Source organism: Bradyrhizobium sp. WSM4873 (assembly GCF_055811355.1).
This window is the reverse complement of the sequence record NZ_JBVVPS010000013.1, coordinates 141,732-166,413: the sequence shown is the minus strand read 5'-3', so window position 1 is coordinate 166,413 and position 24,682 is coordinate 141,732. Positions and strand designations below refer to the sequence as shown.

27 protein-coding genes are annotated in these 24,682 nt (G+C 65.2%); 12 read left to right on the top strand and 15 right to left on the bottom strand.

Going from position 1 to position 24,682, the window contains the following annotated elements; genetic code table 11:
- Positions 1 to 55: 55 nt before the first annotated feature.
- The 6 genes from AC0L21_RS19210 to AC0L21_RS19185 all read right to left on the bottom strand — a co-directional run bounded on the left by AC0L21_RS19210 (position 56) and on the right by AC0L21_RS19185 (position 4,468).
- Positions 56 to 358, bottom strand: coding sequence for a copper-binding protein (locus AC0L21_RS19210; protein ID WP_473263375.1), 303 nt, complete (start codon positions 356 to 358; stop codon positions 56 to 58).
- Between the two features lie 11 nt (positions 359 to 369).
- Complete coding sequence (locus AC0L21_RS19205; protein WP_473263374.1) at positions 370 to 828, bottom strand: cupredoxin domain-containing protein; 459 nt, start codon at positions 826 to 828, stop codon at positions 370 to 372.
- 35 nt (positions 829 to 863) lie between these two features.
- Positions 864 to 2,201, bottom strand: a complete 1,338-nt coding sequence (locus AC0L21_RS19200; protein WP_473263373.1) for a copper oxidase — start codon at positions 2,199 to 2,201, stop codon at positions 864 to 866.
- A 13-nt stretch (positions 2,202 to 2,214) separates the two neighbouring features.
- On the bottom strand, positions 2,215 to 3,651 hold the full coding sequence (locus tag AC0L21_RS19195) for a TolC family protein (protein ID WP_473263372.1): 1,437 nt from the start codon (positions 3,649 to 3,651) through the stop codon (positions 2,215 to 2,217).
- Positions 3,652 to 3,660: 9 nt separating this feature from the next.
- Complete coding sequence (locus tag AC0L21_RS19190; protein ID WP_473263371.1) at positions 3,661 to 3,945, bottom strand: hypothetical protein; 285 nt, start codon at positions 3,943 to 3,945, stop codon at positions 3,661 to 3,663.
- Positions 3,946 to 4,024: 79 nt separating this feature from the next.
- The gene (locus tag AC0L21_RS19185; protein ID WP_473263370.1) at positions 4,025 to 4,468 is read right to left on the bottom strand and encodes a hypothetical protein; all 444 of its coding nucleotides are present in this window, start codon (positions 4,466 to 4,468) and stop codon (positions 4,025 to 4,027) included.
- Between the two features lie 152 nt (positions 4,469 to 4,620).
- Here AC0L21_RS19185 and AC0L21_RS19180 point away from each other — a divergent pair, with 152 nt between their 5' ends.
- On the top strand, positions 4,621 to 5,886 hold the full coding sequence (locus AC0L21_RS19180; RefSeq protein WP_473263369.1) for an MFS transporter: 1,266 nt from the start codon (positions 4,621 to 4,623) through the stop codon (positions 5,884 to 5,886).
- Here AC0L21_RS19180 and AC0L21_RS19175 read toward each other — a convergent pair.
- Together AC0L21_RS19175 and AC0L21_RS19170 are read right to left on the bottom strand one after the other, a co-directional pair.
- Entirely contained in the window at positions 5,883 to 6,290 is a 408-nt protein-coding gene (locus AC0L21_RS19175) for a DUF4864 domain-containing protein (protein ID WP_473263368.1), read from the bottom strand. The two genes, AC0L21_RS19180 and AC0L21_RS19175, sit on opposite strands and share 4 nt — an antisense overlap.
- Before the next feature lie 53 nt (positions 6,291 to 6,343).
- Positions 6,344 to 6,982, bottom strand: coding sequence for a TetR/AcrR family transcriptional regulator (locus AC0L21_RS19170; protein WP_473263398.1), 639 nt, complete (start codon positions 6,980 to 6,982; stop codon positions 6,344 to 6,346).
- 239 nt (positions 6,983 to 7,221) lie between these two features.
- On the opposite strand from AC0L21_RS19170, the gene AC0L21_RS19165 reads away from it, so the two are divergent.
- From AC0L21_RS19165 to AC0L21_RS19155, 3 genes are read left to right on the top strand one after another with little or no spacing between them, the layout of a single operon-like run.
- Positions 7,222 to 7,719 (top strand): (2Fe-2S)-binding protein, encoded by a 498-nt coding sequence (locus AC0L21_RS19165; protein ID WP_473263367.1) that lies wholly within the window; start codon positions 7,222 to 7,224, stop codon positions 7,717 to 7,719.
- The gene (locus AC0L21_RS19160) at positions 7,716 to 8,777 is read left to right on the top strand and encodes an FAD binding domain-containing protein (protein WP_473263366.1); all 1,062 of its coding nucleotides are present in this window, start codon (positions 7,716 to 7,718) and stop codon (positions 8,775 to 8,777) included. The genes AC0L21_RS19165 and AC0L21_RS19160 overlap by 4 nt, the downstream gene beginning before the upstream one ends.
- Entirely contained in the window at positions 8,764 to 11,019 is a 2,256-nt protein-coding gene (locus AC0L21_RS19155) for a xanthine dehydrogenase family protein molybdopterin-binding subunit (protein ID WP_473263365.1), read from the top strand. The genes AC0L21_RS19160 and AC0L21_RS19155 overlap by 14 nt, the downstream gene beginning before the upstream one ends.
- Before the next feature lie 42 nt (positions 11,020 to 11,061).
- On the opposite strand, the gene AC0L21_RS19150 is transcribed toward AC0L21_RS19155, so the two are convergent.
- Together AC0L21_RS19150 and AC0L21_RS19145 are read right to left on the bottom strand one after the other, a co-directional pair.
- Positions 11,062 to 11,214: a hypothetical protein gene (locus AC0L21_RS19150; protein WP_219685343.1), complete on the bottom strand. Its 153-nt coding sequence runs from the start codon at positions 11,212 to 11,214 to the stop codon at positions 11,062 to 11,064.
- Between the two features lie 140 nt (positions 11,215 to 11,354).
- Positions 11,355 to 11,903 carry a cupin domain-containing protein gene (locus AC0L21_RS19145; RefSeq protein WP_007606338.1) on the bottom strand — a complete coding sequence of 183 codons (549 nt, stop codon included), beginning with the start codon at positions 11,901 to 11,903 and terminating at the stop codon, positions 11,355 to 11,357.
- 149 nt (positions 11,904 to 12,052) lie between these two features.
- Between AC0L21_RS19145 and aptA the strand changes: the two genes are divergently transcribed.
- Together aptA and AC0L21_RS19135 are read left to right on the top strand one after the other, a co-directional pair.
- On the top strand, positions 12,053 to 13,381 hold the full coding sequence (gene aptA, locus AC0L21_RS19140) for an omega-aminotransferase AptA (RefSeq protein WP_473263364.1): 1,329 nt from the start codon (positions 12,053 to 12,055) through the stop codon (positions 13,379 to 13,381).
- Positions 13,382 to 13,451: 70 nt separating this feature from the next.
- Positions 13,452 to 14,717, top strand: coding sequence for a D-amino acid dehydrogenase (locus tag AC0L21_RS19135; RefSeq protein WP_473263363.1), 1,266 nt, complete (start codon positions 13,452 to 13,454; stop codon positions 14,715 to 14,717).
- Positions 14,718 to 14,823: 106 nt separating this feature from the next.
- Here the strand turns inward: AC0L21_RS19135 and AC0L21_RS19130 are convergent, their stop codons facing one another.
- Together AC0L21_RS19130 and AC0L21_RS19125 are read right to left on the bottom strand one after the other, a co-directional pair.
- The gene (locus AC0L21_RS19130) at positions 14,824 to 15,498 is read right to left on the bottom strand and encodes a helix-turn-helix domain-containing protein (protein WP_473263362.1); all 675 of its coding nucleotides are present in this window, start codon (positions 15,496 to 15,498) and stop codon (positions 14,824 to 14,826) included.
- 19 nt (positions 15,499 to 15,517) lie between these two features.
- Positions 15,518 to 15,655: a hypothetical protein gene (locus AC0L21_RS19125; protein WP_473263361.1), complete on the bottom strand. Its 138-nt coding sequence runs from the start codon at positions 15,653 to 15,655 to the stop codon at positions 15,518 to 15,520.
- A 24-nt stretch (positions 15,656 to 15,679) separates the two neighbouring features.
- Here AC0L21_RS19125 and AC0L21_RS19120 point away from each other — a divergent pair, with 24 nt between their 5' ends.
- The 4 genes from AC0L21_RS19120 to AC0L21_RS19105 are packed head-to-tail and all read left to right on the top strand — an operon-like array spanning position 15,680 to position 19,150.
- Positions 15,680 to 16,438, top strand: a complete 759-nt coding sequence (locus tag AC0L21_RS19120) for an ABC transporter substrate-binding protein (RefSeq protein WP_473263360.1) — start codon at positions 15,680 to 15,682, stop codon at positions 16,436 to 16,438.
- A gap of 31 nt (positions 16,439 to 16,469) precedes the next feature.
- Entirely contained in the window at positions 16,470 to 17,123 is a 654-nt protein-coding gene (locus tag AC0L21_RS19115) for an amino acid ABC transporter permease (protein ID WP_007600584.1), read from the top strand.
- Positions 17,120 to 17,851 (top strand): amino acid ABC transporter ATP-binding protein, encoded by a 732-nt coding sequence (locus AC0L21_RS19110; protein WP_473263359.1) that lies wholly within the window; start codon positions 17,120 to 17,122, stop codon positions 17,849 to 17,851. Before AC0L21_RS19115 ends, AC0L21_RS19110 begins: the two co-directional genes overlap by 4 nt.
- Before the next feature lie 12 nt (positions 17,852 to 17,863).
- On the top strand, positions 17,864 to 19,150 hold the full coding sequence (locus AC0L21_RS19105) for an NAD(P)/FAD-dependent oxidoreductase (RefSeq protein WP_473263358.1): 1,287 nt from the start codon (positions 17,864 to 17,866) through the stop codon (positions 19,148 to 19,150).
- 2 nt (positions 19,151 to 19,152) lie between these two features.
- Here AC0L21_RS19105 and AC0L21_RS19100 read toward each other — a convergent pair whose 3' ends face one another.
- The 3 genes from AC0L21_RS19100 to AC0L21_RS19090 all read right to left on the bottom strand — a co-directional run bounded on the left by AC0L21_RS19100 (position 19,153) and on the right by AC0L21_RS19090 (position 21,407).
- Complete coding sequence (locus AC0L21_RS19100; RefSeq protein WP_473263357.1) at positions 19,153 to 20,742, bottom strand: gamma-glutamyltransferase family protein; 1,590 nt, start codon at positions 20,740 to 20,742, stop codon at positions 19,153 to 19,155.
- Positions 20,743 to 20,987: 245 nt separating this feature from the next.
- Positions 20,988 to 21,164 carry a hypothetical protein gene (locus tag AC0L21_RS19095; protein WP_198034822.1) on the bottom strand — a complete coding sequence of 59 codons (177 nt, stop codon included), beginning with the start codon at positions 21,162 to 21,164 and terminating at the stop codon, positions 20,988 to 20,990.
- Positions 21,165 to 21,173: 9 nt separating this feature from the next.
- Positions 21,174 to 21,407, bottom strand: a complete 234-nt coding sequence (locus AC0L21_RS19090; protein WP_473263356.1) for a DUF6894 family protein — start codon at positions 21,405 to 21,407, stop codon at positions 21,174 to 21,176.
- 206 nt (positions 21,408 to 21,613) lie between these two features.
- On the opposite strand from AC0L21_RS19090, the gene AC0L21_RS19085 reads away from it, so the two are divergent.
- Both AC0L21_RS19085 and AC0L21_RS19080 read left to right on the top strand, forming a co-directional pair.
- Positions 21,614 to 23,686, top strand: coding sequence for a PQQ-dependent sugar dehydrogenase (locus AC0L21_RS19085; protein ID WP_473263354.1), 2,073 nt, complete (start codon positions 21,614 to 21,616; stop codon positions 23,684 to 23,686).
- Complete coding sequence (locus AC0L21_RS19080; protein WP_473263352.1) at positions 23,643 to 24,584, top strand: SMP-30/gluconolactonase/LRE family protein; 942 nt, start codon at positions 23,643 to 23,645, stop codon at positions 24,582 to 24,584. The genes AC0L21_RS19085 and AC0L21_RS19080 overlap by 44 nt, the downstream gene beginning before the upstream one ends.
- Positions 24,585 to 24,682 lie beyond the last annotated feature (98 nt).

Genomic DNA, 24,682 nt, shown 5'->3' with positions numbered 1-24,682 from the left:
CGCATCATAGCTCGCGCCAAGAGGCGCGCCCCGGAATGACCATCGTGGAGGCAGCCTACTTCGCCTTCTCCATTCGGGTCACGGTGTAACCCGAAGCTGCCTCCTCGGCTTCGAAGGTCACCTTGTCGCCGACCTTCACCTGCTTGAGCACGGCCGGGTCCTTGACGCGGTAGACCATGGTCATGGGTTCATCCATGCCGAGGTTCTTCGCGGCCCCGTGCTTGAGCGTGATCTTGCCGGCGCCCTCGTCGATCTTCTTGACCTCGCCGCTGATCGCGGCGCCCTGGGCCGCCAAGGCAGCTGTGGCAAGGCCGACGGCCAGCGACAGCGCTGCGGCGATACGGATGATGCGGTTCATGGGACTCTCCTTTATTGCTTCACGGTGACGTGGCCGACCATGCCGTAGTCGCGGTGGTCGGGAATCAGGCAAGAAAATTCGAATGTGCCGGCCCTGCTGAACTTCCAGAGGATCTCGGCTGTCTTGCTCGGCGCAAGCCTGACACCGTTGGGATCGTCATGCTCCATGTGCGGATGCTTCTTCATCTCCACCGCATGCGCGAGATTCTCCTTTGTGGTGGCGAGCAGGAATTCATGGTCCTCCTTGCCGACATTGCGCAGCACGAAGCGGATCTGCTCGCCGCGTTTGACCTCGATCCTGGCGGGTGCGTAGTCCATCTCGTTCAGCAGGATCTCGATGGTGCGCGCGGGCTTTTTGGGATCGCCGGGCTCGCCGGCCGAAAAGGTGCCGTGCCCGTGCTGGTCATGGGCAAAGGCCGGTGCGGTGGAAAGCGCGGCCAGCGCGAGACCGAGCTTGATCGTCGTCTTCATTGGTATCTCCAGTTGGTGGTGGTTCATCGAAACGCTCACATCTGCATGTTCTTCATCGGCGGTCCCCCGGGTTGTTGCCGCACGGGCTCCGGGGCCGGCGGCGCGACCTCGTAGGCGACGGTGCCTTGCGGGAATTGATAGGGGCCGGGATCGCGATAATCGTCGCGCGCGAGGCCCTCGCGGATCTTCATCACCGTGAACATGCCGCCCATCTCGATCGGGCCGAACTGACCGGTGCCGGTCATCATCGGCAGCGTGTTGTCGGGCGCGGGCATCTCCATGTTGCCCATCGCCATGCCGGTCGAGCCCATCGCCATGCCGTCAGGCGCGAGCTTGCCGACGGCCCTGGCGAGATCCTTGCGCGACACCCCGATCATGTTGCGCATGTCGTGTCCCATCGCATTCATGGTGTGATGCGACTTGTGGCAGTGGAACGCCCAGTCGCCGGGGTTGTCGGCGAGCACGTCGAACACCCTGACAGCGCCGACCGGTACGTCCGTCGTCGTTTCCGGATATTGCGCGCTCTCCGGAATCCAGCCGCCGTCGGTGCAGGTCACCGCAAAGCTGTGGCCGTGCAAATGGATCGGATGGTTGGTCATGCTGAGATTGCCGATGCGCACGCGCACCTTGTCGCCGAGCCTGACCGGCAGTGGATCGATGCCGGGAAATACCCGCGCATTCCACGTCCACATATTGAAGTCGGTCATCTCGTTGACCTTCGGCAGATAAGTGCCGGGATCGACGCGATAGGTGCTCATGACGAAGACGAAGTCGCGGTCGACGGCCCGAAAGTTCGGATCGCGCGGATGCACGACGACCATGCCCATCATGCCCATCGCCATCTGCACCATCTCGTCGGAATGCGGGTGGTACATGAAGGTCCCGCTCTTCCTCATCTCGAACTCGTAGACGAAGGTTTTCCCCGGCTGGATGTGCGGCTGCGTCAGTCCGCCGACACCGTCCATGCCGCTGGGAATGATCATGCCGTGCCAGTGCACGGTGGTGTATTCGGGCAGCCTGTTGGTCACGAAGATGCGGACCTTGTCGCCCTCGACGGCCTCGATGGTCGGGCCCGGCGACTGGCCGTTATAGCCCCACAGATTCACCTTCATGCCCTCGGCGAATTCGCGCACCACAGGCTCGGCGACGAGATGGAATTCCTTCCAGTCGCCGTTCATCCGGAACGGCAGCGACCAGCCGTTCAGCGTCACGACGGGGTGATAGTCCGGCCCGCTGATGGGTTGCAGCGGCGGCTGCATCACCACCTTGTCCATGTGCGGGGCTTCCGGAATGGAGGCGGCCTGGGCGCGGCCGCTGACGACGGATGCGCCGGCGAGCGCGGCGCCGCCCAAAAATCCTCGGCGGGAAAACATGCTGGCCTCCATGTCAATGGCCGCCATCGGCAGGCGCTGCCGCGGCGATAGTGGTTGAATTGTCGCCGTCAGCAGGCGCGCCGCCGCCATTGACGGCGGTCTGCAAGTCGGACTGGGCAAGGAAAAATCTTTGCTTGGCATCGATTGCACCGCGCAGCGACGCGAGCCGCTGCCGCGCCTCGGTGAGCAGCGCGAAGATATCGACCTGCATGCTGGAGAAGCGGAGCTGCATCTCCTCGGTAATGATTTTTCGCAAGGGGATGATCTCGCGCTGATAGTGACTGGCGATGTCGTAGCCGGAGCGATAGATCCGGTAAGCATCGCGCGCCTCGGAGCGTACATTCACGGCGCGCTCGGTCAGCCGATTGAAGGCGAAATTGTAGGTCTCCGCCGCCTGCCGCACCCGCACCTCGCCGCCGTCGAAGATCGGGATCTGGAACTGGACGTCGAAGCCGCGCTCGCGGAACGGCGCGCCTTCCGGATCCCGGGTGCGGCGGGAGATGCCGGCGAGATCGAGCAGTGTCACGAAGCGCGCCGCCTCGGTGAGGTTCAGCGACTTCGCCAGCGCGGTCAGCTCGAGCCGCGCGATCTGAAGGTCGATGCGATGGGCGACCGCGTCGGCTTCAATCGACGGCAAAGCCTGCGGCCGGCGCGGCAGCGGCGGCAGCTGGTTGGGCAGGCGGAAGTCGAGGCCGCCGTCCCACAGCCCCATCAGGCGCGCCAGCTTTTCGCGCGCGCTCGTCGCCGTCTGTCGCGCGGTGGCGAGGTCGGCGGTGGTCTCGGCGTAAAACACCTGCTCTCGGGCCTGATCGAGCTTGTTGATCGAGCCGGTTTCGCCGAGCTTGACCGCGAGCTGTGCGGTCGATTCCGCCGTCGCCTTCGCATCTGTCAGCAACGCCACCATCTCGTTGCCGCCAACGGCGCGCCAATAGACGCGGCGGACATCGGCGGCAAGCCGCAACGTCGCCAGGCCTGCGCGCAATTGCGCCTGACGAAAACGATCGCGGGCGATCTCCGAGCGGAACGGCAGCGTGGCGAGCGCAAGGATGTCGCCGACAATTTGACGCTCGATTTCGCTGGCGCCGTTGCCCGAGATCCGCGAGACCGAGAACACGGGATTGGGCGGCAGGCTCTGCTCGACGAGATCGGTCTCGGCCAGCGCCAGCTCGTTATAGGCGGCCTGAAGCCCCTTGTTGTTGAGCAGTGCGATCTGCACGGCGGTCTCGGGGTTGAGTGTTCGCGAGAGCAGTTGGCGAACGCGCGCGTCGACCGCGCCGGCTCCTTCGGTTGTTCGCACAAAGGCGACATCCTTTTTGATGGTCTGGCTCGTCAGCTCCGAGACGGCATTCATGCCGCTGTCGGGCGAGAAGGCGGCGCAGCCCGACAAGCCGAGCGAGGCAAGAACGAGCAGGCTTGGCACGAGACGGCTTGGCGCGAGACGGTGTGTCATGGCGCGCTCCTAACGGTCTTGCTTGGGCTGCGGCGCGACGCTCTCGTTACGCTCGCGCCATGGTGCCGGCGTCACCGGCCGCAGGCTGGTGTACGGCGCAATCGCCGAACGATAGCCGGCGCGCGCGACCTTGGCCGCGGGGTCGGCAGGATCAGCGCCGGCGATCTGTGTCGTTGCCGGCATGCAGCCGGACAACGCCAATGCCGTCGCGGCCAGCAGCGGCCAATTGAATCGAAAATGTCGTCCCCGCGCTGTGGATGCAGCGGCGGACTTCGCCCCGGAAAGCGTAAGCATGAGTCATTCCTGATCTGTCTGGAGACCACAGGTTCGCGCGCGCGGATGCGCGCTCGGCCTGACGTCGTCGCGCGTCAGATCAGACGATGGGAGGGCGGTAGAGCAGGGGAGCCGCCGTGCTGTGCAGGCTGGCCACGATCTCGGGCGAGCAGGCGGAAACCGGCTGAAGCGGCTTTGCGACGCTGGGCAGGTCGGCCGGCAGCGCGCTTACGCACATCATCGCGCAGCACGGTCCCGGCGTACCCTTGCCGTCGTGATGATGGGGCACGGGGGCGTCCTGCGCTGCGGCCTGGTGACGCGCATGCGGCCCGGCATGGTCATGTGAGGCGCCGTCATGCGTGTGGCCGGCCTGCATCTGGTGATGCAGCGGCACGAGGTCGGCGAGGAGCGCTTCGTCGAGGCACGGTGCTGGAGCGCTACCCCAGGCGAGGCTTGCGGCCGGCGCGAGCACGCAGAACAGATAGGCAAGGGCAATCACACGCCCCACCCTGATCCGCATCGATCGCGTCAATCGCATCAACATTCAGCCGACATGCCCTTCGCGCGGCAATGTTGCACGCGCTGATTTGCAAAATAATGACAAAACCCGCGTTCGCCAAGCTCCTTCTTACCGCAGTGCACCGTGCATGCCCAATATCGCGCCACAATGCTTGACCCTGTGGCGATCCGCGGGCCATGGTCCCGCCCGTGCACGCGCCAAATCAATCAGGACAAACACCTGAAGCATTCACCCCTGATTCGCGTCAGGCCTGGATGCGCCTCGTCATTGCGCTTCTGATCGGTTCGATCGGCGGCGTCGGCATGTGGGCGATCGTCGTCATGATTCCCGCGGTGCAGGCCGAATTCTCCGCCACGCGCGGCGCGGTGTCGCTGGCTTTCACTCTGATGATGTTCGGCTTCGGGCTTGGCGGCGTCATCGCCGGCAGGATCACCGACCGGTTCGGCATCGTGGCGGCGATGGCGATCAGCATCGCCTTCCTCGGCGTCGCCAACGTGCTGGCGGGTCTGTCGACCCAGCTCTGGCAATTCGTGGCGGCGTATTTCCTGATCGGGCTCGGCACGTCGGCGACCTTCGCGCCGCTGATGGCGGAGGCCTCGCACTGGTTCGAGCGCTATCGCGGCCTCGCCGTGACCATTGTCGCCAGCGGCAATTATGTCGCCGGCACGATGTGGCCGCCGCTCGTGAGCACGGGCATGCAGACGATCGGCTGGCGCTTCACGCACATCGGCATCGGCCTTGTCTGCGTGAGCCTGATGACGATCCTGGTGCTCGTCCTGCGCGCGCAGATGGGTGACGACAAGGTTCACGATCATGCCAATGCAGCGCCGCCGCGGGTCGACCTCAAGCTCTCGACCAACACGCTGACGGTGCTGCTCTCGATCGCCAGCATCTCCTGCTGCGTCGCCATGGCAATGCCGCAGGTGCATATCGTCGCCTATTGCGGCGATCTCGGATATGGCGTGGCGCGCGGCGCCGAGATGCTGTCGCTGATGATGGCCTGCGGCATCGTTAGCCGGATCGGCTCGGGCTACCTCGCCGACAAGATCGGCGGCATCCCCACACTGCTGATCGGTGCGCTGGCGCAAGGCTTTGCACTCGTATTCTACCTGTTCTTCGACAGCCTGACCTCGCTGTATTTGATCTCCGCGATGTTCGGCCTGTTCCAGGGCGGCATCGTGCCGAGCTATGCCATCATCGTGCGCGAGGCGATGCCGGCGAGCGAAGCCGCAACCCGCGTCGGCATCGTGATCTTCGCCTCGGTGTTCGGCATGTCCTTCGGCGGCTGGGTGTCCGGCGTCATTTTCGACGCCACCGGCTCCTACGCCGCGGCGTTCGCCAACGGCGTGGCGTGGAACGCGCTCAATATCGGCATCGTCTTGACGCTGCTGATCCGCTCGCGGATGAATGCCGTCAGGAACAGTCCGGGTTTTGCGACCTAGACTGCCTGTCCCGCCTTCAGCAGCGAACAACCCGTGATCTTGTAGCTGCCGTCCGCCTGCTGCTCGAGCGTGTAGAGCGCTTCCCAGGCCTCGCCATTGGCATCGATGATATGGACGTGCTGGGCAATCCGGCTGCCCTCGCTTTTGCTGTCGCCAAATTCAAAGCTCTTGTGCCGATAGACCGGCAGATAGCCGTTTTGCACCATAGACATGAAGATGTCGGGCGCGGGGAAGATCTCCCGGATTGCCGGCGCGGCGTAGGAATAGGCCGCGCGCGCGTCGTCGCGGCCGAATGCCTGCTCCTGGGCGCGGATGATATCCTGTGCCGTCGTGACATCGTCGGCGCGCGCTGAGATGGGACCAAAGGCGACACTGAGAAAGACCAGCAAGGCGGCGATGCGCATGACAGGCTCCGCGTTGAAATCCCGGCGGCGCCGATCCTAGCACATCTCGCCGGCTATCGCTTCCGCTTTGCAGCCGGCTTCGCGGGCTTGGCGGCCGCGCGTACCCTGGCTTTCGTGACAGGCTGCACCCGCAAACCGTCGACGAACACGTCGAGCATCCGCAGCACCGAGGATTGCCAGCCGGGCTGGTCGTGCATGTAGCACATGCCGAAGAACGCGCGCAGCAAGTCCTCGGGACTTATGTCTGCGCGCATCGCGCCGGCCGCGGCTGCGCGGTCGAGCAGCGAGCCGATCGCCTTGGTCAGGCGCTCAAAGGAAAAGGCATGCAACTCCGACCCGCTCTGCACCGCGAGTGCCAAGGCTGCGACCATGCCCTTCTTGGTGGCAACGAACTCGACGCCTGAGCGCAGCCAGCGCCTGAGCGCATCGACCGGGTCCCCGTTCTTCAACTGCTCGGCGAGCTCGCTGAGCTGCTCGACCTCGCGCCGGTACACCGCCTCGAACAAATCCTCGCGCGTCGGGAAATGCCGATAGAGCGTGCCGATGCCGACGCCGGCACGTTTTGCCACCGCCTCCAGGCTCGCCTCGGGACCACCCGCGTTGAATACGGCCTTGGCCGCCTCGAGCACGCGCTCGCGATTGCGCACGGCATCGGCGCGGGGCTTCCGGGTCTGGTCGGTGTGGTCGTCCATGCCGGCACTGTAGATCACGAATTGGTTAGATTGAACCCTTCGCTGGCTGCATCGCGTTGATGCGCACGGGCTTTTGACGAATTCCAAATATTTACCACCGGCTCTTGTTAAGCGGAGGGTGCCTCCGTATCTTCGGTGAAGTCGTTGGCGGATGGATGTTCGGCCGGCGCATGTCGACGGCGGCGACGGCGGTGGCGCGCTGCGCGACGACTCATGTCCATATCTGATCGGAGCCTTATATGAACCACTCCATCAGCCTCACCGTGAACGGTGCGCGGCGCGACTTCGTCCTCGACGATCCGCGCGTCACGCTGCTCGATCTCCTGCGTGAGCGCCTCCATCTCACCGGAACCAAGAAGGGATGCGACCGCGGCCAATGCGGGGCCTGCACCATTCTCGCCGACGGCAAGCGCATCAACTCCTGTCTCGCGCTGGCCATCAGTCATGACGGCGCCGACATTCTCACCATCGAGGGCGTGGCGCGCGGCGACCAGCTTCACCCCGTGCAGGCCGCCTTCATCGCCCATGACGGATTTCAGTGCGGCTTCTGCACGCCCGGCCAGATCATGAGCGCCATCGGGATGATGAGCGAGGCGCAGGCCGGCAACGATCCCGAGCGTATTCGCGAATGCATGAGCGGCAATCTGTGCCGCTGCGGCGCTTATGCCGGCATCGTCGATGCCGTGCTCGACGCGCAGGCCGGTATGGACGAATCCAACCAGAGGCGCTCCGCATGAAGCAATTTGATTACGTCAGGCCCGCCACGGTCGCCGAGGCCGTCGCTGCCGCGGCGCAGCCGGGCGCCGTCTATCTGGCCGCCGGGACCAATCTGCTCGATCTGATGAAGGGCGGCGTCAGCCGTCCGGATCGTCTGGTCGACGTCACCCATCTCGACGGGCTCGATCAAATCGAGCGCCTCGCCGACGGTGGTATGCGCATCGGCGCGCTGGTGAGCAACGCCGATCTCGCGCATGACGCCGACTTTGCCAAGGCCTACCCGGCTCTCGCCGAAGCGCTGCTCTCGGGCGCGTCAGCGCAATTGCGCAACGCGGCGACGGTCGGTGGCAATCTGCTGCAACGGACGCGTTGCGCGTATTTCTATGACGCCGCCAGCCGCTGCAACAAGCGCGAGGCCGGCAGCGGTTGCGACGCGCGTGAGGGCGAGAACCGCACCCACGCCGTGCTCGGCTGGAGCGAAAACTGCATCGCCACGCATCCGTCCGACTTCTGCGTACCGCTGGTCGCGCTTGACGCCATCATCGAGATCGAGGGCAGGAACGGGCGGCGCGAGATCGCGCTCGACGAATTGCATCGGCTGCCCGGAGATACGCCCGAGCGTGAATCGGCGCTCGAACCGGGTGATCTCATCGTCGCGGTGCGCCTGCCGCCGGCCGCGCGCGGCTTTGCCGCGCATGCGCGCTATCTCAAGGTCCGCGATAGGGCGTCCTACGCGTTTGCCGTCGTCTCGGCTGCGGCTGCGCTGCGGATCGAGAATGGCAAGATCGCGGAGGCGCGGCTTGCGCTGGGCGGTGTCGCCGCAAAGCCGTGGCGCGCCCGCGCTGCGGAGGACGTGCTCAGGAACGTCGCGCCCACGGTGGACGCTTTCCAGGAAGCCGCCTCGCGCGCGCTCACCGACGCAAAACCGTCCGGCGACAACGCCTTCAAGATCGAGCTCGCGCGCCGCATCGTCGTGCGCGCGCTGAGCCTCGCCGTCGCCGGTACGCCCGCGCGCATCCCCGCGCTGCCGGCCTCTCCCTTTGCCTCGACCTCCGGAGCCATTCATGCCCGAGCTTAATCTCACCAGCGCACCCGCCCATCTGCGCCACGGCTCGAACATCGGCCAGCCGCTGACCCGCCGCGACGGGGTGCTCAAGGTCAAAGGCCAGGCGACCTACGCCGCCGACAATCATCCGCCCGGCATACTGTTTGCGGTGATGGCCGTTTCCAGCATTTCGCGCGGTCGCGTGATCTCGCTCGATGTTGCCGCTGCCAAGCGCCACCCCGGCGTCGTCGATGTCATGACGCCAGACCACAAGCCTGAGCTCGCGATCGACCCCGAGATCAAGACCAATCCATTCGTATTCCGGATGGAGGTCTTGCAGAGCAACGAGGTCCGCTACGCCAACCAGCCGATCGCCGTCGTGATCGCCGAGACGCTGGAGGCGGCGACGGAAGGCGCGGCGCTGCTGGCGCCGCGCTACGAGACGCTGCCTGCGCTCATTGGGCTCGATGCGGGTGAAAGCTTCGTGCCGCCGGTCGTCGGCGTCGGCAACCCCACGGAAAATCATCGCGGCGATGTGGAGGCGGGACTTGCGTCGGCCGAGAAGCGGATCGACGCGGTTTACGAAACGCCGCCGCAATATCACAATGCGATGGAGCCGCATGCGATCGTGGCTGCATGGGATGGCGACAACCTCCAGATCGACATGCCGACCCAGGGTCTCATGCTGTCGCTGGCGCGTGTTGCCGAATTGTTCGGCATCGCGCACGACAAGATCCACATCCGCAGTCCGTTCCTCGGCGGCGGGTTCGGCTCGAAGGGGCTCATGGCTGGTCCTCCGGTCCTCGGCATCATGGCGGCAAAGCTCGTCGGCAAACCGGTCAAGCTGGTGCTGCGCCGTGAGCAGATGTACGGCCCGGTCGGCCATCGCGCGCCGACGCGGCAGCGGCTGCGCATCGGCACCGACGGGGAGGGGCACCTGACCGCGCTCGATCACCATGCGAGGACCGTGTCGAGCACGTTCGATGATTTCTACGAGCCCGCGGCCGATGCCTCGCACACGCTCTATGCGGCGCCCGCGATCCGCACGTCGCATGATGCCGTGCGCGTCAACACCGGCACGCCGCTGTTCATGCGCGCGCCCGGCGAGGCGACCGGCTCGATCGCGCTGGAGAGCGCGCTCGACGAGATGGCTTGGGCCTGCGGCATCGATCCGCTTGCCTTTCGCCTGAAGAACTATGCCGAGGTCGAGCCGATCACCAGCAAGCCGTTCTCGTCCAAGGCATTGCGCGCGTGCTACGAGCAGGGCGCGGCGCGCTTCGGCTGGGCGAAGCGATCGCTCCAGCCGCGGCAGATGCGCGACGACGATGGTCTTCTGGTCGGCTGGGGCATGGGCACCGCGACCTTCCCGGCGTTGATGTTCCAGGCGGAAGCGCGTGCCGTGCTTCGCCGCGACGGCTCCGGTGCCATGGAGATCGGCGCGCATGACATGGGGCAGGGCGCCTGGACGGCGCTGGCCCAAATCGCGGCCGACGAACTGGGGCTCGATATCGACCGCCTGGAGTTCAAGGCCGGCACGTCCGACCTGCCCGATGCCGGCATCGCCGGCGGCTCGGCACACACGGCAACCGCGGGTGCCGCGATCCACAGCGCAGGCGCCGCTGTGATTGCAAAACTCGCCGATCTCGCCGCCAGCGATGAGCGCTCTCCGCTGTTCGGCGCCGGCAATGCCGGCGTGATCGCGCGCGATGGCAGGTTGATCCGGCGCGACGACGAGAGCCGCGGCGAAAGCTACGCCGAGATTCTCGCGCGTGCCGGCGTCGCCGAGGTCGAGGCGCGCGGCACCGGCGCGCCGAATCCGGCCGCGATGGAGGAGTATGCGATGCACGCCCATGGCGCGGTATTCGCGGAGGTGAAGGTCGATCCCGAACTCGGTCAGGTCCGCGTCACCCGCATGGTCGGCGCCTTCGCCGCGGGGCGCATCGTCAACCCGCGCATGGTGCAGAGCCAACTGTTCGGTGGCATGATCTGGGGCCTATCCTTCGCCTTGCACGAGGAAGCCATCACCGACCGCCGCACGGGCCGGATCATGAACGCCAATCTCGGCGAGTACCATATCCCGGTGAATGCCGACGTGCCGCCGCTCGACGTGATCACGGTCGAGGAGCACGATCCGCACGTGAACGCGCTCGGCATCAAGGGTGTCGGCGAAATCGGCATCACCGGCAGTGCAGGGGCAGTCGCTAACGCCGTCTGGCACGCGACGGGCGTGCGTGTGCGTCGCTTCCCGATCCGGATTGAGGAGTTGCTGACGTAGCTTTGAGGCCGCGCGCGGACGATCCTCTCGCTCCGCCGCGCGCTAGTGCAGCTTCTTGCGAAGAGCCTTGAGCGCTTCTCGCTGCGCCTCGATGTAGTTCGCGATGGCCTTGCGCAGCTCCTCCGAATGGAGCCTGTCGCTGTCGCGCTGCACTTCGTCGAGCGCAGCCTCTGCATTTGCGAGCGTGATCTTCATAGCGAGCCCTGTTACGAAGCGGCCCCGGAAACCGGAGGCTGCTTGGCTATCGCTCGAAACATATAGAGGATCAGGCTGCGGAAATTGAGATGGCTCAAGCTCCGTATGATACCGGTGGCTCCGTGGGATTCCGGCTAACTTCAAAACGTCGGAGGCGTGCAGGCCGAAATGACCTCGCACGGCTTGCCGCCGACGCAGCGGAAGCGATGCGGGCGACGGCTCTCGAAATAGTAGGCATCGCCCGGATTGAGGATGCGGCGCTCGTCCTCGACGGTGACTTCGAGCTTGCCCGAGATCACGATGCCCCCTTCCTCGCCGTCATGGACGAGGTGAACGCGCCCGGTGTCGCTGCCGGGCTCGTAGCGCTCCTTCAGGATCTGCAGGCTGCGACCGAACAGATTGTCGCCGACTTGCCGATAGGAGATCGGCTTCTTGCCGACCTCCGTCAACTCTTCGCCGCGGTAGAAGATCTTGCGCCGGCTCTCCGGCTCCAGCGCGAAGAACTCGGCGAGCCCCATCGGAATGCCGTCGAGGATGCGCTTGAGCGCCCCGACCGACGGGTTCATCTGGTTGGATTCGATCAGCGAAATCGTCGAATTGGTGACGCCGGCGCGTTTGGCAAGTTCGCGCTGCGACAGCTTCTGGCGCGCCCGGATGAATCGCAGCCGTCCACCGATATCGACGCTCATGTCCCTGTCCCGTGTTGCAGGTGTTGCGGATCGCGCAAATATGGACCGGCAGCCCCAGTTAAATCAATGGCTTGCAGCCCGTCAGAAAAGGACTTGTTGCGCTTTTCAAGCCGTGCCTCTGGTACGAGGTCAGCAAAGGAGCGTGGCCCGTGACCCTTCATCAGATTCCGAACACCATCAAGACCGACTCGTTCTGGATGCCGTTCACGGCCAACCGGCAGTTCAAGAAGGCGCCGCGCCTGTTCTCCTCGGCCGAAGGCATGCACTACACCACCGTCGACGGCCGCAAGGTGATCGACGCCTCCGCCGGCCTCTGGTGCGTCAATGCCGGCCACGGCCGCAAGCAGATCGCGGCTGCCGTCGAGCGCCAGCTGATGACGCTGGATTTCGCACCGTCGTTCCAGATGGGCCATCCGCTGGCATTCGACTTCGCAGAGCGTCTGGCCGAGATCGCGCCGAACGGCCTCGATCGCATCTTCTTCACCAATTCCGGCTCCGAGTCGGTCGATACCGCGCTGAAGATCGCGCTCGCCTATCACCGCGCCAACGGCCAAGCGAGCCGCACCCGCCTGATCGGCCGCGAGCGCGGCTATCACGGCGTCGGCTTCGGCGGCACCTCGGTCGGCGGCATGGTCGCCAACCGCCGCGCCTTCGCCACCCTGCTGCCGGGCGTCGACCACATCCGCCATACCCACGATCTCACCCGCAACGCCTTCGCCAAGGATCAGCCCGAGCATGGCGCCGAGCTCGCCGATGATCTCGAGCGGCTGGTGGCCCTGCACGGCGCCGAGACCATTGCTGCCGTCATCGTCGAGCCGGTGCCGGGCTCGACCGCGGTGTTGCCGCCGCCGAAGGGCTATCTCCAGCGCCTGCGCGAGATCTGCGACAAGCACGGCATCCTCCTGATCTTCGACGAGGTCATCACCGGCTTCGGCCGCCTCGGCACGCCGTTCGCCGCCAACTTCTTCGGCGTCACGCCTGATATGATGACGACGGCTAAGGGCATCACCAACGGCACCATTCCCTGCGGCGCCGTGTTTGCGAGCCGCAAGGTTCACGACGGCCTGATGGTCGGCCCCGAGAACGCGATGGAGCTGTTCCACGGCTATACCTATTCGGCCCATCCGGTCGCCTGCGCCGCGGGCATCGCCACGCTCGACATCTACAAGGACGAAGGCCTGCTGACGCGCGGTGCGTCGATCTCAGAATATTGGCGCGATGCGCTGCATTCGCTGAAGGGCCTGCCCAACGTCGTCGACATCCGCAATTGCGGCCTGATGGGCGCGGTCGAACTGTCGCCGCGTGACGGCACCGTCGGCGTGCGTGGCTACGACGTCATGGTCGACTGCTTCAATCGCGGGCTGTACTTCCGCATGAGCGGCGATAGCTTTGCGCTATCGCCTCCGCTCATCGTCGAGAAGAGCCACATCGACGATATCGTGTCGATCCTCGGCGATGCCATCAAGCGGGTGGCCTGATAATTGCTCTCGCCGTTGCGGAGTTCCCTCTTGCTGCGGCGAGCGTGATGCCGCGGGAGTTTGACGAAGCGTGAAAGTTCTGATCCTCGGCAGCGGCGTCATCGGTGTCACCTCTGCCTACTACCTCGCGCGTGCCGGCCATGAGGTGACGGTTGTCGACCGTCAGCCCGAGCCGGCGCTCGAGACCTCCTTTGCCAATGCCGGCGAAGTGTCGCCCGGCTATTCCTCGCCCTGGGCTGGTCCCGGCGTACCGGTGAAGGCGTTCAAATGGCTGCTGATGAAGCACGGCCCGCTGGTGATCCGGCCGAAGCTCGATCCCGCGATGTGGGTCTGGCTGCTCAAGATGCTGCGCAACTGCACCAGCGAACGTTACGCGGTCAACAAGAGCCGGATGATTCCGATCGCGGAATATAGCCGCGATTGCCTGCGCGATCTGCGCCGCGACATCGGTATCCAGTATGACGAGCGCTCGCAGGGCACCTTGCAGCTGTTCCGCTACCAGGCCCAGCTCGACGGCACCGGAGAGGACATCGCCGTGCTCAAGGAGTACGGCGTACCGTTCGAGGTGCTGAGCCGCGAGGGCTGCATCGCGGCCGAGCCGGCGCTGGCGGGCGTGAAGGAGAAGTTCGCGGGCGGGCTGCGCTTGCCGCAGGACGAGACCGGCGACTGTCACATGTTCACGCAGGCCCTGGCCAAGCATGCCGAAGCGCTCGGCGTGCGCTTCATGTTCAACACCGGCATCGACCGCATCGTCATCGACGGTGCGCGCGTCAGCGGCGTCGCGACCAGCGCCGGCATGTTGCAGGCAGACGCTTACGTGCTCGCGCTCGGAAGCTGGTCGTCGCGGCTGGTCGCACCGCTCGATATTTCGCTTCCGGTCTATCCCGTGAAGGGCTATTCGATCACGGTGCCGATCAAGGACGCTTCCGGTGCGCCGGAATCGACCGTGATGGACGAGAGCTATAAAGTCGCCATCACGCGCCTCGGCAATCGCATCCGCGTCGGCGGCACCGCCGAAATCTCCGGCTTCTCGAGCCAGCTCTACGACGCGCGGCGCGCCACGCTCGATCACTCGCTGACCGATCTGTTCCCGCGCGGCGGCGATCTCGCCAAGGCGACGTTCTGGAGCGGCCTGCGCCCGATGACGCCGGACGGCCCGCCCGTGATCGGCCCGACGCAATACGCCAACCTTCACCTCAACACCGGCCACGGCACGCTGGGCTGGACCATGTCCTGCGGCTCCGGCCGCGTGCTCGCCGACATGCTGTCGGGCAAGAAGCCGGACATTGATGTGAGCGCGCTGACAGTGGACCGGTACAAATATCGGTTCGGCTAAGTCTCTATCCTCCCGTCATCGCGAGGAGCGAAGCGACGAAGCAATCCAGAGTGCCTCCGCGGTGAGAGTCTGGATTGCTTCGCTTCGTTCGCAATGACGGCTGCGCTTACCCCGTCCCCGTCACGCAATTCACCCACAGCACCACCGCGTTGGCATCCTCGGCCGGGTTGGAGAACCGGTGCGGCCTTCGGCTTGCAAACCGAAAACTGTCGCCGGCCTTCAGCGACCATGTCTCGCTGTCCACTGTCAGCATCATCTCGCCTTCGAGCACAAGGCCGGCCTCTTCGCCGTCATGCGTGTAGAGTTCGTCGCCTGTGGAGCCGCCGGGCTCCAGATGTACCAGGAACAGGTTGAGGCGGTTGTCGGCGCTGGCGGGGCTCAGCAATTGCTTCGACACGCCGGTGCGCCAGAGCTTCAACTCGGGCCGCTGAAGCCCGCGCGTGACGATTTGGTCGGATGCACCGTCGGCGTTCGGGCTCGCGCCGAACAGCGCGGCGATGCCGACGCCGAGCACGTCGGCGAGCGTGGCCAGCACGCGCAGCGACGGCGACGACAGGCCGCGCTCGATCTGGCTGAGAAAGCCGATCGACAGCTCCGTGCGCGAAGCGACCGTCTCGAGCGAGAATTGCCTGATCCGCCTGAGATCGCGAATGCGGCGGCCAACCGCGACATCCATTGCCGGCTCGGCCGCTTTGGCGATAGCCTTGGTGCTGGCGTTGGCTTTCACCTTCGCCTTCATCTGCACCTTCTTCACCGGCTTTGCGGCGGCCGGTCTGCGCATTCTTTTGCCACCGCTCACGTCAAACCGCTTCCTTCATGTGCATGAAAACCGCTTGCAACTGCCGTGAAAGTGTGACCAAATTTTCATATTGGTGAAAATAGGCCGAAACGGCTTGGCCCGCAACGTCTGCGATGACGAGATCCGCGAGCGCCGCCATCGGCCGGACCCAAAGGGGAATGCGATGAAGCGTTTTGGTCTGGCCGCGGTAGCGGCACTCGCGATTGCCGCAGCAGCGCCGGCTTCGGCGCAGCAAGTGCTGAAGGTCGGCTCGACGCCGACAGGCATTCCGTTCACCTTCCTCGACACCAAGACCAATTCCATCCAGGGCATCATGGTCGATCTCGTCACTGAAGTGGGCAAGGATGCCGGCTTCAACGTGCAGATCGAGCCGATGCAGTTCTCGGCGCTGATCCCGTCGCTGACATCGAGCAAGATCGACATCATCGCGGCCGCGATGTTCATCACCGCGCCGCGCAAGGAGGTCGTCGACTTCTCCGACCCGATCTACACTTATGGCGAAGGCCTCGTAGTGCCGAAGAGCGATGCCAAGGCCTACGCCACCCAGGACGATCTCAAGGGCGAGACGGTCGGCGCCCAGGTCGGCACCGCCTTCGTCGACGCGCTGAAGAAGTCCGGCCTGTTCGCCGAGGTCAAGGCCTACGACACCATCCCCGACATCCTGCGCGACGTGAACACCGGCCGCCTCAAGGCCGGTTACGCCGACTATCCGATCCTCGCCTACAATCTGAAGCAGGGCGGCTTCCCCGAGGTGCGTTTGGTCGACGGCTATAAGCCCGTCACCGTCGGTTCGGTCGGCATCGGCGTGCGCAAGGGCGAGGCCGCGCTGCTCGGCAAGATCAACGCCTCGCTCGCCAAGCTGAAGGCCAACGGCACCATCGACAAGATCCTCGATAAATGGGGTCTGAAGGCGCAAGGTTGATCGCGAGAGGCCGATCGATGAAGGCTGATCGATGAAAGGCTTCTGGCACGACGCGGCCGAATTCTTCCCGATCCTGATGAGCGGCGTCGTGCTGACGATCGTCGTCACCATCGGCTCGCTGCTGCTTTCGACGGTGCTTGGTCTGGTCTGGGCGATGATGCGGGTCTCGGGCATCCGCGTCCTGTCGCTGCTCAGCGCCAGCCTGATCAACGTGATCCGCGGCATTCCGATCATCGTGCTGTTGTTCTACCTCTACTTCGTGATGCCCGATCTCGGCGTCACGCTCAGCGCGTTGCAGGCCGCGATCCTCGGGCTCGGCATCGCCTACTCGGCCTATCAGGCGGAAAATTTCCGCGCCGGCATCGAGGCCATCGACAAGGGGCAGATCGAGGCGGCGCAATCGATCGGCATGGGCTGGTGGCTGACCATGCGTCGCGTCGTGCTGCCGCAGGCGGTGCGCATCGTGCTGCCGCCCTACGGCAACGTCATGATCATGATGCTGAAGGATTCCTCGCAGGCCTCGACCATCACGGTCGCCGAGCTCGCGTTGCAAGGCAAGCTGATCGCGTCCTCGACCTTCAAGAACACCAACGTGTTTACGATGGTTGCGCTGATGTATCTCACCATGAGCATTCCGCTGATCCTGCTGGTCCGCCACTTCGAGAAGCGGGCCGGCAAGAAATGATCGAGCTGACCGACGTCCACAAGAGCTTTGGCGAGAACGAGGTGCTCAAGGGCATCACGGCGTCCGTCGAGAAGGGCGAGGTGGTCTGCATCGTCGGCCCCTCCGGCTCCGGCAAGTCCACCATCTTGCGCTGTATCAATGGTCTCGAAAGCTATGACCGCGGCGAGATCAGCGTCGAGGGATTGAAGGTCGACCGCGACGCGCCGTCGATCGTGCAAGTCCGCACCCAGGTCTCGATGGTGTTCCAGCGCTTCAACCTGTTTCCGCACCGGACGGTGCTGGAGAACGTGGTCGAAGGTCCGCTCTATGTGAAGAAGGAGCCGCGTGCGCAGGCATTCGAGCGTGGCCGCGCGCTGCTCGCCCAGGTGGGCCTTGCCGAGAAAGCCAACGAACATCCGCCGCAGCTCTCCGGCGGCCAGCAGCAACGCGTCGCGATCGCACGGGCGCTGGCGATGCAGCCCAAGGCCATCCTGTTCGACGAACCGACCTCGGCGCTCGATCCCGAATTGGTCGGCGACGTTCTCGGCGTGATGCGCAAGCTTGCGGACGACGGCATGACGATGGTCGTCGTCACCCACGAGATGGGGTTCGCCCGCGACGTCGCCGACCGTGTGCTGTTCATCGACGGCGGCGTCATCGTCGAGCAGGGATCGGCAAAATCGGTGCTCAACCAACCGCAGCACGCGCGGACGCAGGATTTTCTGCGCCGCGTGCTGCATCCGCTCTGATCGGTCTTCGCCATGACCACGCGCCTGCCTCTGCCGCCGTCTCTCTATGCCGACACTGCCGTCCCGCCGGTGGCCACGCCGCCGCTCGACATCGACAAGACGGTCTCGGTCGCCATCATCGGCGGCGGCTACACCGGCCTGTCCACCGCATTGCATCTGGCGGAGCAGGGTGTCGAGGCACTGGTGCTGGAGGCGCAGGAGCCGGGCTGGGGCGCATCCGGCAATAATGGCGGCCACACCAATCCCGGCTTGAAGCACGACCCAGATCAGATCGAGGCGGATTTTGGCACTGAGCTCGGCCGCCGCATGATCGACTTCTCCTACGGCACGACGAATTTCACGCATGATTTGATCCGCCGCTACCAGATCCCGTGCGAGGCGCGGCAGAATGGTACGCTGCGCGCGGCCTATAACGAGGCCAGCGCCGCCGCGATCGAGACAACCGCACAACAGTGCATCGCGCGTGGCATGCCGGTGTCGTACCTCAATCGCGAGCAATTGCGCGAGATGACCGGCACGGATCGTTACATCGGCGCCATGTTCGATACCCGCGGCGGCGACCTGCATCCCCTCAGCTATGCCCGCGGCCTCGCGCGCGCCGCGATCTCCGCGGGCGCGCAGGTGCATGGCGAAACACCGGCGCTGTCGCTGCGCCGCGAGGGCAGCCGATGGCGCATCGAGACGCCGTGCGCGGTGGTGCATGCCGAAAAGGTGCTGCTCGCGACCAACGGTTTTACGGACGATCTCTGGCCGGCGCTCCGCCGCACCATTGTGCCGGTGTTCTCTTCGATCGCTGCCACCGCGCCGCTCTCGGACGACGTCGCGCGTTCGATCATGCCGACGCGTCCCGTCCTTTACGAGAGCGGCCACATCACCGTCTATTACCGCATCGATCAGCAGAACCGCCTCTTGATGGGCGGCCGCGGCCCGATGCGCTGGATCAGTTCGCCCACCGACGTCGCCTATCTCATGCGATACGCCGAACGGCTGTGGCCGCAGCTCAAGGGCGTTGCCTGGACCCATGGCTGGAACAGCCGGCTCGCCATCACCGCGGATCATTACCCGCATGTGCACGAGCCCGCGGACAACCTCCTGATCTCGCTCGGTTGCAACGGCCGCGGCGTCGCGCTCTCGACCGCGATGGGCGCGCAGCTCGCGCGGCGTCTGATCGGCGGCGCCAAGGCCGAGATCGACATGCCCGTCACCGGCATCAAGCCGATCCCGATGCACGCATTCTGGCCGGTGGGCGTGACGACGGCAGTGATCGCGGGCCGGGTGCGGGACCGGCTGGGGATCTAAGCTCAGCCCTCCGCCACCGCGTCGGCCCAGGGCTGGAAGATCTCGACCGCGCCGGAATTGGTGTCGCCGTCGCGCATCACGACGCTCGGGCAGGCGAACTTCTGCGGCAAGGACTGCACCCGCGCTTCCTCATAGTCGAATCGCGCCGCGAGCGTCTCACGTGTGTCCGCCGGCAACCTGGTATCGCCGATCACGATCGCGCCTTCGCTGGCGTCGATCCGCGGTTGGTGGATCGCGGCATCGAGATCCATGCCGAAATCCATCGCAAACGACACGATCTGCATCACCGACGGCAGGATGCGGCGACCGCCGGAGGCGCCGACCGCGAGCCGTCTGCCGTCCTTGGCCTCGGCGATGACAGGCGTGTAGTTGGTGAGGCAGCGCTTGCCAGGCGCGAGCGAGTTGGTGGTACCCGGCGTCGGGTCGAACCACATGATGCCGTTGTTCATGGCAATGCCGGTGTGCGGCGTGACGTATTTCGAGCCGAAGGATGACAGCAGCGTCTGCGTCACCGCTGCGATATTGCCGTGGCGGTCGACCACGGAGAAATGCGTGGTGCAGGCGGGCGCCAGATAGTCCGCGCCGAGCGAGCGCTTGCCGTCGGCGTCGCCCATGTCCTTGAGCCGCTCGCGATAGGCCGATTGCAGCGCGGCGGCATATTCGGCGTAGGCGGCCGCATCGGGCGCGCGTCCCGGCTTCAGGTTCTGTTGCAACAGGCGCAGCGCATGCGCCATCGTCGGCCCGGCCGTGAGCTCCGGCGTCGCAAACACCTTGCCGCCGCGATAGGGGATCGCCAGCGGCTCGCGCGGATGGGCTCGGAACGCGGCGAGGTCCTCCACCGACAGCGCGCCGCCGTCGGCGTTGATGTCGGATGCGATGCTCCTGGCGAGATCGCCTTGGTAGAAATCGCGCGGACCGGCGGCCGCAAGATGCGACAACGTCGCCTTCAGCGCATCCAGCGGCAGCCGCGTCTCGGACTTGATGCCCCATGGCGCGCTTGGAGGAAGGCCGTCCTTCAGGAACGTTGTCGCGCTCGCGGGATAGCGCCGAAGATCGGCCGCCGATGCCGCGATCGTCAGCGTGGTCCACCAGTCGACCAGCAGGCCTTCGCCGGCGAGGGCCGCGGCCGGCGCGACCAGATCTTTCCACGGCAGCCTGGCATGGCGGCGATGCGCCTCCTCCATGCCGGCGACGACGCCGGGCACGGCGATCGCGCCGGGGCCGTGGATGTTGCGGTCGTCCTTGACCCGCTGCCAGGGAAACAGATCGGAAGCCGCGCCTTCGCCGCTGAGCGGATAGTCGGCGGCGCGCAGGCCTTGCGGCGCGCACATGCCGTAGTCGATCACCTCGTAGCGATTTTCCGCGGCACGGTAGAGCACCATCGCGCCGCCGCCGCCCATGCCGCTGTTCCAGGGCTCCAGCACGTTCAGCGCGAAGGTGGTAGCGACGATCGCATCCACGCAGTCGCCGCCCGCCGCCAGCACTTGCGCCCCCACTTCGGCCGCCCGCCGGGACTGTGCGGCGACGATGCCGCCTCTGGATGTGACGGCGGGCTTGCGGACGGTTTGGGTGTGGCTGAACTGGTGCGGCATGATGATGTCTGTGTGCTGTCTTCGGTTTGGCTTCGTTGCGCTGAGCTCCGCGAAGAATGGCACATCGCCCCCACCGAGAACATCGAAAGGGCGAGGCGGCATGGCTGGTGTGAAACAGGCGAGGGAGGCGCCAACGCGAGAGTGCCCGGGGCATAGGCGAGCGGAAGCGACGCCGTCCTTCGGACGGCTACGCCCGGGCATCATGAGTTGAGAGACCGATCAGTGGGAAGCGGAAGCTACAGGGCTCAGCGCGCGCGATCCAGCCGGCTGGCCTGATACTTGGCGTGCCATTTCGGGCCAGGCCCGCGCATGTAGTGGAGCTCGGGCCGGTAGGGATTGCCCGCGATCCGGATCAGCGTCAGCCATTTGCTGGCGATGAAGTTCAGGGGCTGGCGGAGCAGGGTCAGTGACGCGAGCAACATGGCATCACCTCAGTGCGGCTTGCCGAGCATGGCAGTGAAGGGGAGATCGAAGATCTCCTCGCCATCGGAGCCGCTGACATGGATGACCCAGTCGCGCCAATCCTCAGCGCCGGGCGTCAGGATCATCGTGTTCATGATCTGGGCGGCACGGTCGCGCGCCTCGGTCAGGTTGGTCACGGCTGTGCCGCTGCGATCGATCAGCGTGCCGTCCATGTTGGAGCAGTGAAAATAGACCTGGACCATATGCGTCTCCTATTGGGAGCGATTGGGACGGCAAACCGATACCATTCCAAGCCTTCGCGAAACATTCGGGTCGAGCCCGGTAAGGGAATCTACGGAGATTGGTCGGCGCCAAGCCCCCTGCCGGTTTGATCACAAGGGGGTGTTGATCAACTGGACGGCATTCCCACGGCATGGAACAACCCTGGACGGAAAGTCCGGGAGGCGCCGTGAACCACCTCACATTTTGGCGTGAAAGCCGAAGCATGCGCGCGTGCGCGGTCGCCTTGGTGGTCCTCCTGACCCTGACCTCGGTAGGCTCATCAGAACCGGTCCGCAAGAGCGGCTATGCGATCGGAACGGAGACCTGCGGCAGTGCCGATCTGGCTTTTCCAAAAATCCAGATCGACATGAAGGCGGGATTTTGTGCGGGCCTCGTCGCCAGCGAGGAGGATCGGCTGAAATTCCCGCGCTCGATCGTCCAGGTGCCCGGTCGCGACCTGTTCGTGGTCGCCGACATGGCGGGCTGGGGCCATACCGATGGTCGGCTGCTGTTGCTCGACCCGCGCGCGCCCCACGGACAGCGGTTCAAGGAGCTGCTGACTGCAATCGAATATCCGTTCGGTCTCGTGATCGGCCCGGACAAGAAGCTCTATGCCTCGAGCGCGGAGACGATCTTCCGGTTCGATCCGCTCGCCGACAATCCGCGCGACACGGTCGAGACCATCGTCCGTCACATGCCGGGCCGCCGGATCACATTGCCCGATGGCACAAAGCTCGACGAGAGCGCGCACCCGCTCAAGCAGTTTGTGTTCGACAGGAACGGCCGGCTGTTCGTCAATGTCGGCTCGCACAGCGACGACTGCATCACGCCGGCGCCGATCACGAAACCTTGCGCGGCGGCCGAGGGCGCTTCCGCGATGGCGTCGATCTGGCTGTTCACGCCGCCCCCGGGCGGTATCTTCCCGGCGTTGAAGCCAGGCGAACCCGACCCGCCGCACGGCGTCTATGCGCGCGGCCTGCGCAACTCGATGGCGCTGGCGCTGCATCCGAGCTTTCCCGATGCGGGCTATGCCTTCCTGCAAGGCGAGAACGGCCGCGACCTGCCCGACATTTTCAAGCCGAACGAGGAGATCAACGCGATCGAGCAGGGCAGGCATTACGGCTGGCCTTATTGCTACGATCTGTCGACGCCGAGTCCCGAATTCAGGATCGTCTTGCAGTCGGGGGTCTACAAATCGCTGTGCACCGCGAACGCTCTCTACAAGGCGCCGTTCTCGCTGCTGCCGCCGCACGGCGCGCCGCTCGCGATGCTCTATTATCACGGGGCGAAATTTCCGGAGCTCGAGGGCAAGCTGCTGGTCGGCCTGCATGGCTATCGTCCGACCGGCAGCCGGGTCATCGTCTATGACGTCGACGACCACGGCTTCCCGAAGCCCGCCCCGGCGCCGGTGCCCTATCATGTCAGTTGCGCGGCCGATCCGACCCACAGCTTTCAGACCGAGGCCGGCGAGGTCGCCGCCGCGCCGTTCGAGGAACTGGTCGCAGGCTGGCACCGCGTCAACGGCGCGCGGCCGCAAGGTGCGCCCGTCGGCATGACGGTCGCGGAGGACGGCGCAATCTGGCTGGTCGAGGACAAGAACCAGACGGTGATCCGGATCGACCGCGCCGGGGGCGATGAGCCGCTGCCGTTGCCCTGCGACATGCGGAGCCAGGCGCTGATCGACCAGCTCGCGGCCTTCGTGGCCAGGGATGCTCAGAACAGCGCCCGGCTCACCAGCTTGCGCAAGGGCCTCGTCGAAAAACATTGCGTCGGCTGTCACTCGGATTTCGGCTTGAAGCCGGGCCAATCTGACGCTCAGAAGGACGCGACGGTGCTTCGCTTCATGCTGTCGCAGGATGGCTGGATCTATCCTGGTGATCCCGACTCCGGCAAGTTGCGCACGCGGCTTCGTGGGTTAGGCGCGGAGAAGCTGATGCCGCCGGGTGGCGAAGGCCTGCCGAAGGCCGAGCCTGGTTACACGCGCCTGCTCGATACGGCGGATCTGCTGGTGTCAAAAATGGTTCCAGGCATCCGGATGCGGACCAAGTCCGGCCCGCCGCAGCGCAAGTTCTTTGGCAAAACCAACAAGGAATGCGGCGAAATACCGGCCGCCAAGGTCGTCGTCGTGACACAAAGGAACGCTGTAGACAAACCCGGCTTCAGCCGCTTCTTCCGGCCGGCCGATCCCTATCTGAATGGCGAGTGCAGCGACGGCGATGGCTATTACATCCGGCAGGACTTTCTGGTGCCTGTGCAGTAGCGTTGTTCTCGTCCTTGCGACGGCACCGGCACGAGCGGAAACGAAACTGTTCGAAAGCGTGCAGGTGACGCCGTCAGGCGAATACACCTTTGGCATCGAAGGGCCGGCCGCCGATCTCGACGGCAATCTCTTCGTCGTCAATTTCGGCAAGCCCGGCACCATCGGCAAGCTGCCTGTCGGCGGCGCAGCGTCCGAGCCGTTCACGGCACTGCCCGAGGGCAGCGTCGGCAACGCCATCCGCTTCGCGCGCGACGGCACCATGTTCATCGCCGACTACAAGAAGCACAACATCTTCGCGATCCCGAAGGGATCGACCGAGCCCGCCATCTGGTTTCACTCCGACGAGATGAACCAGCCCAACGACATCACCATCGCCCGTGACGGCACGATCTACGCGAGCGATCCGAACTGGAAAGGTCGCGAAGGCCATATCTGGCGCATCGCGAAGGGAGCCGACGGAACGGTGCAGGGACAGCTCATGTCGGCGCCGCGCGCGATGGGCACCACCAACGGCATCGATCTCAGCCCCGATGACAAGACGCTCTATGTCGGGGAATCCAGTGGCGGTCAGATCTGGTCCTACATGGTCGGCGGCAACGAACTCACCAGTCCAAAACTCGTCAAGGCGTTTCAGCCCGACACCGTCGACGGCCTGCGCACCGACATGGCCGGCCGCCTCTATGTCGCGCGCATCCTCAAGGGCACGATCACGTTGATGAAGGCCAATGGCGCGGTCGAGCGGGAGATCGCGCTGAGGGCCAAGGAGCCGACCAATGTTGCCTTCGGAGGCCACGACGGCAAGACGATCTTCGTCACCCAGCGTCAGGGCGGCTTCGTCGAGTCCTTCCGCACCGACCAGCAGGGTCGCGAGCACTGCCTCCAGCGCGGGCGTTGCTGAGCTTCACGAGCGATCTGCTTCAGGCGCAGGGCGGTGCGACAGGGGCGGCATTCTTCTTGCTTGCATCTCGCCGCCGCGGGGATTTAGACATCTGTGGC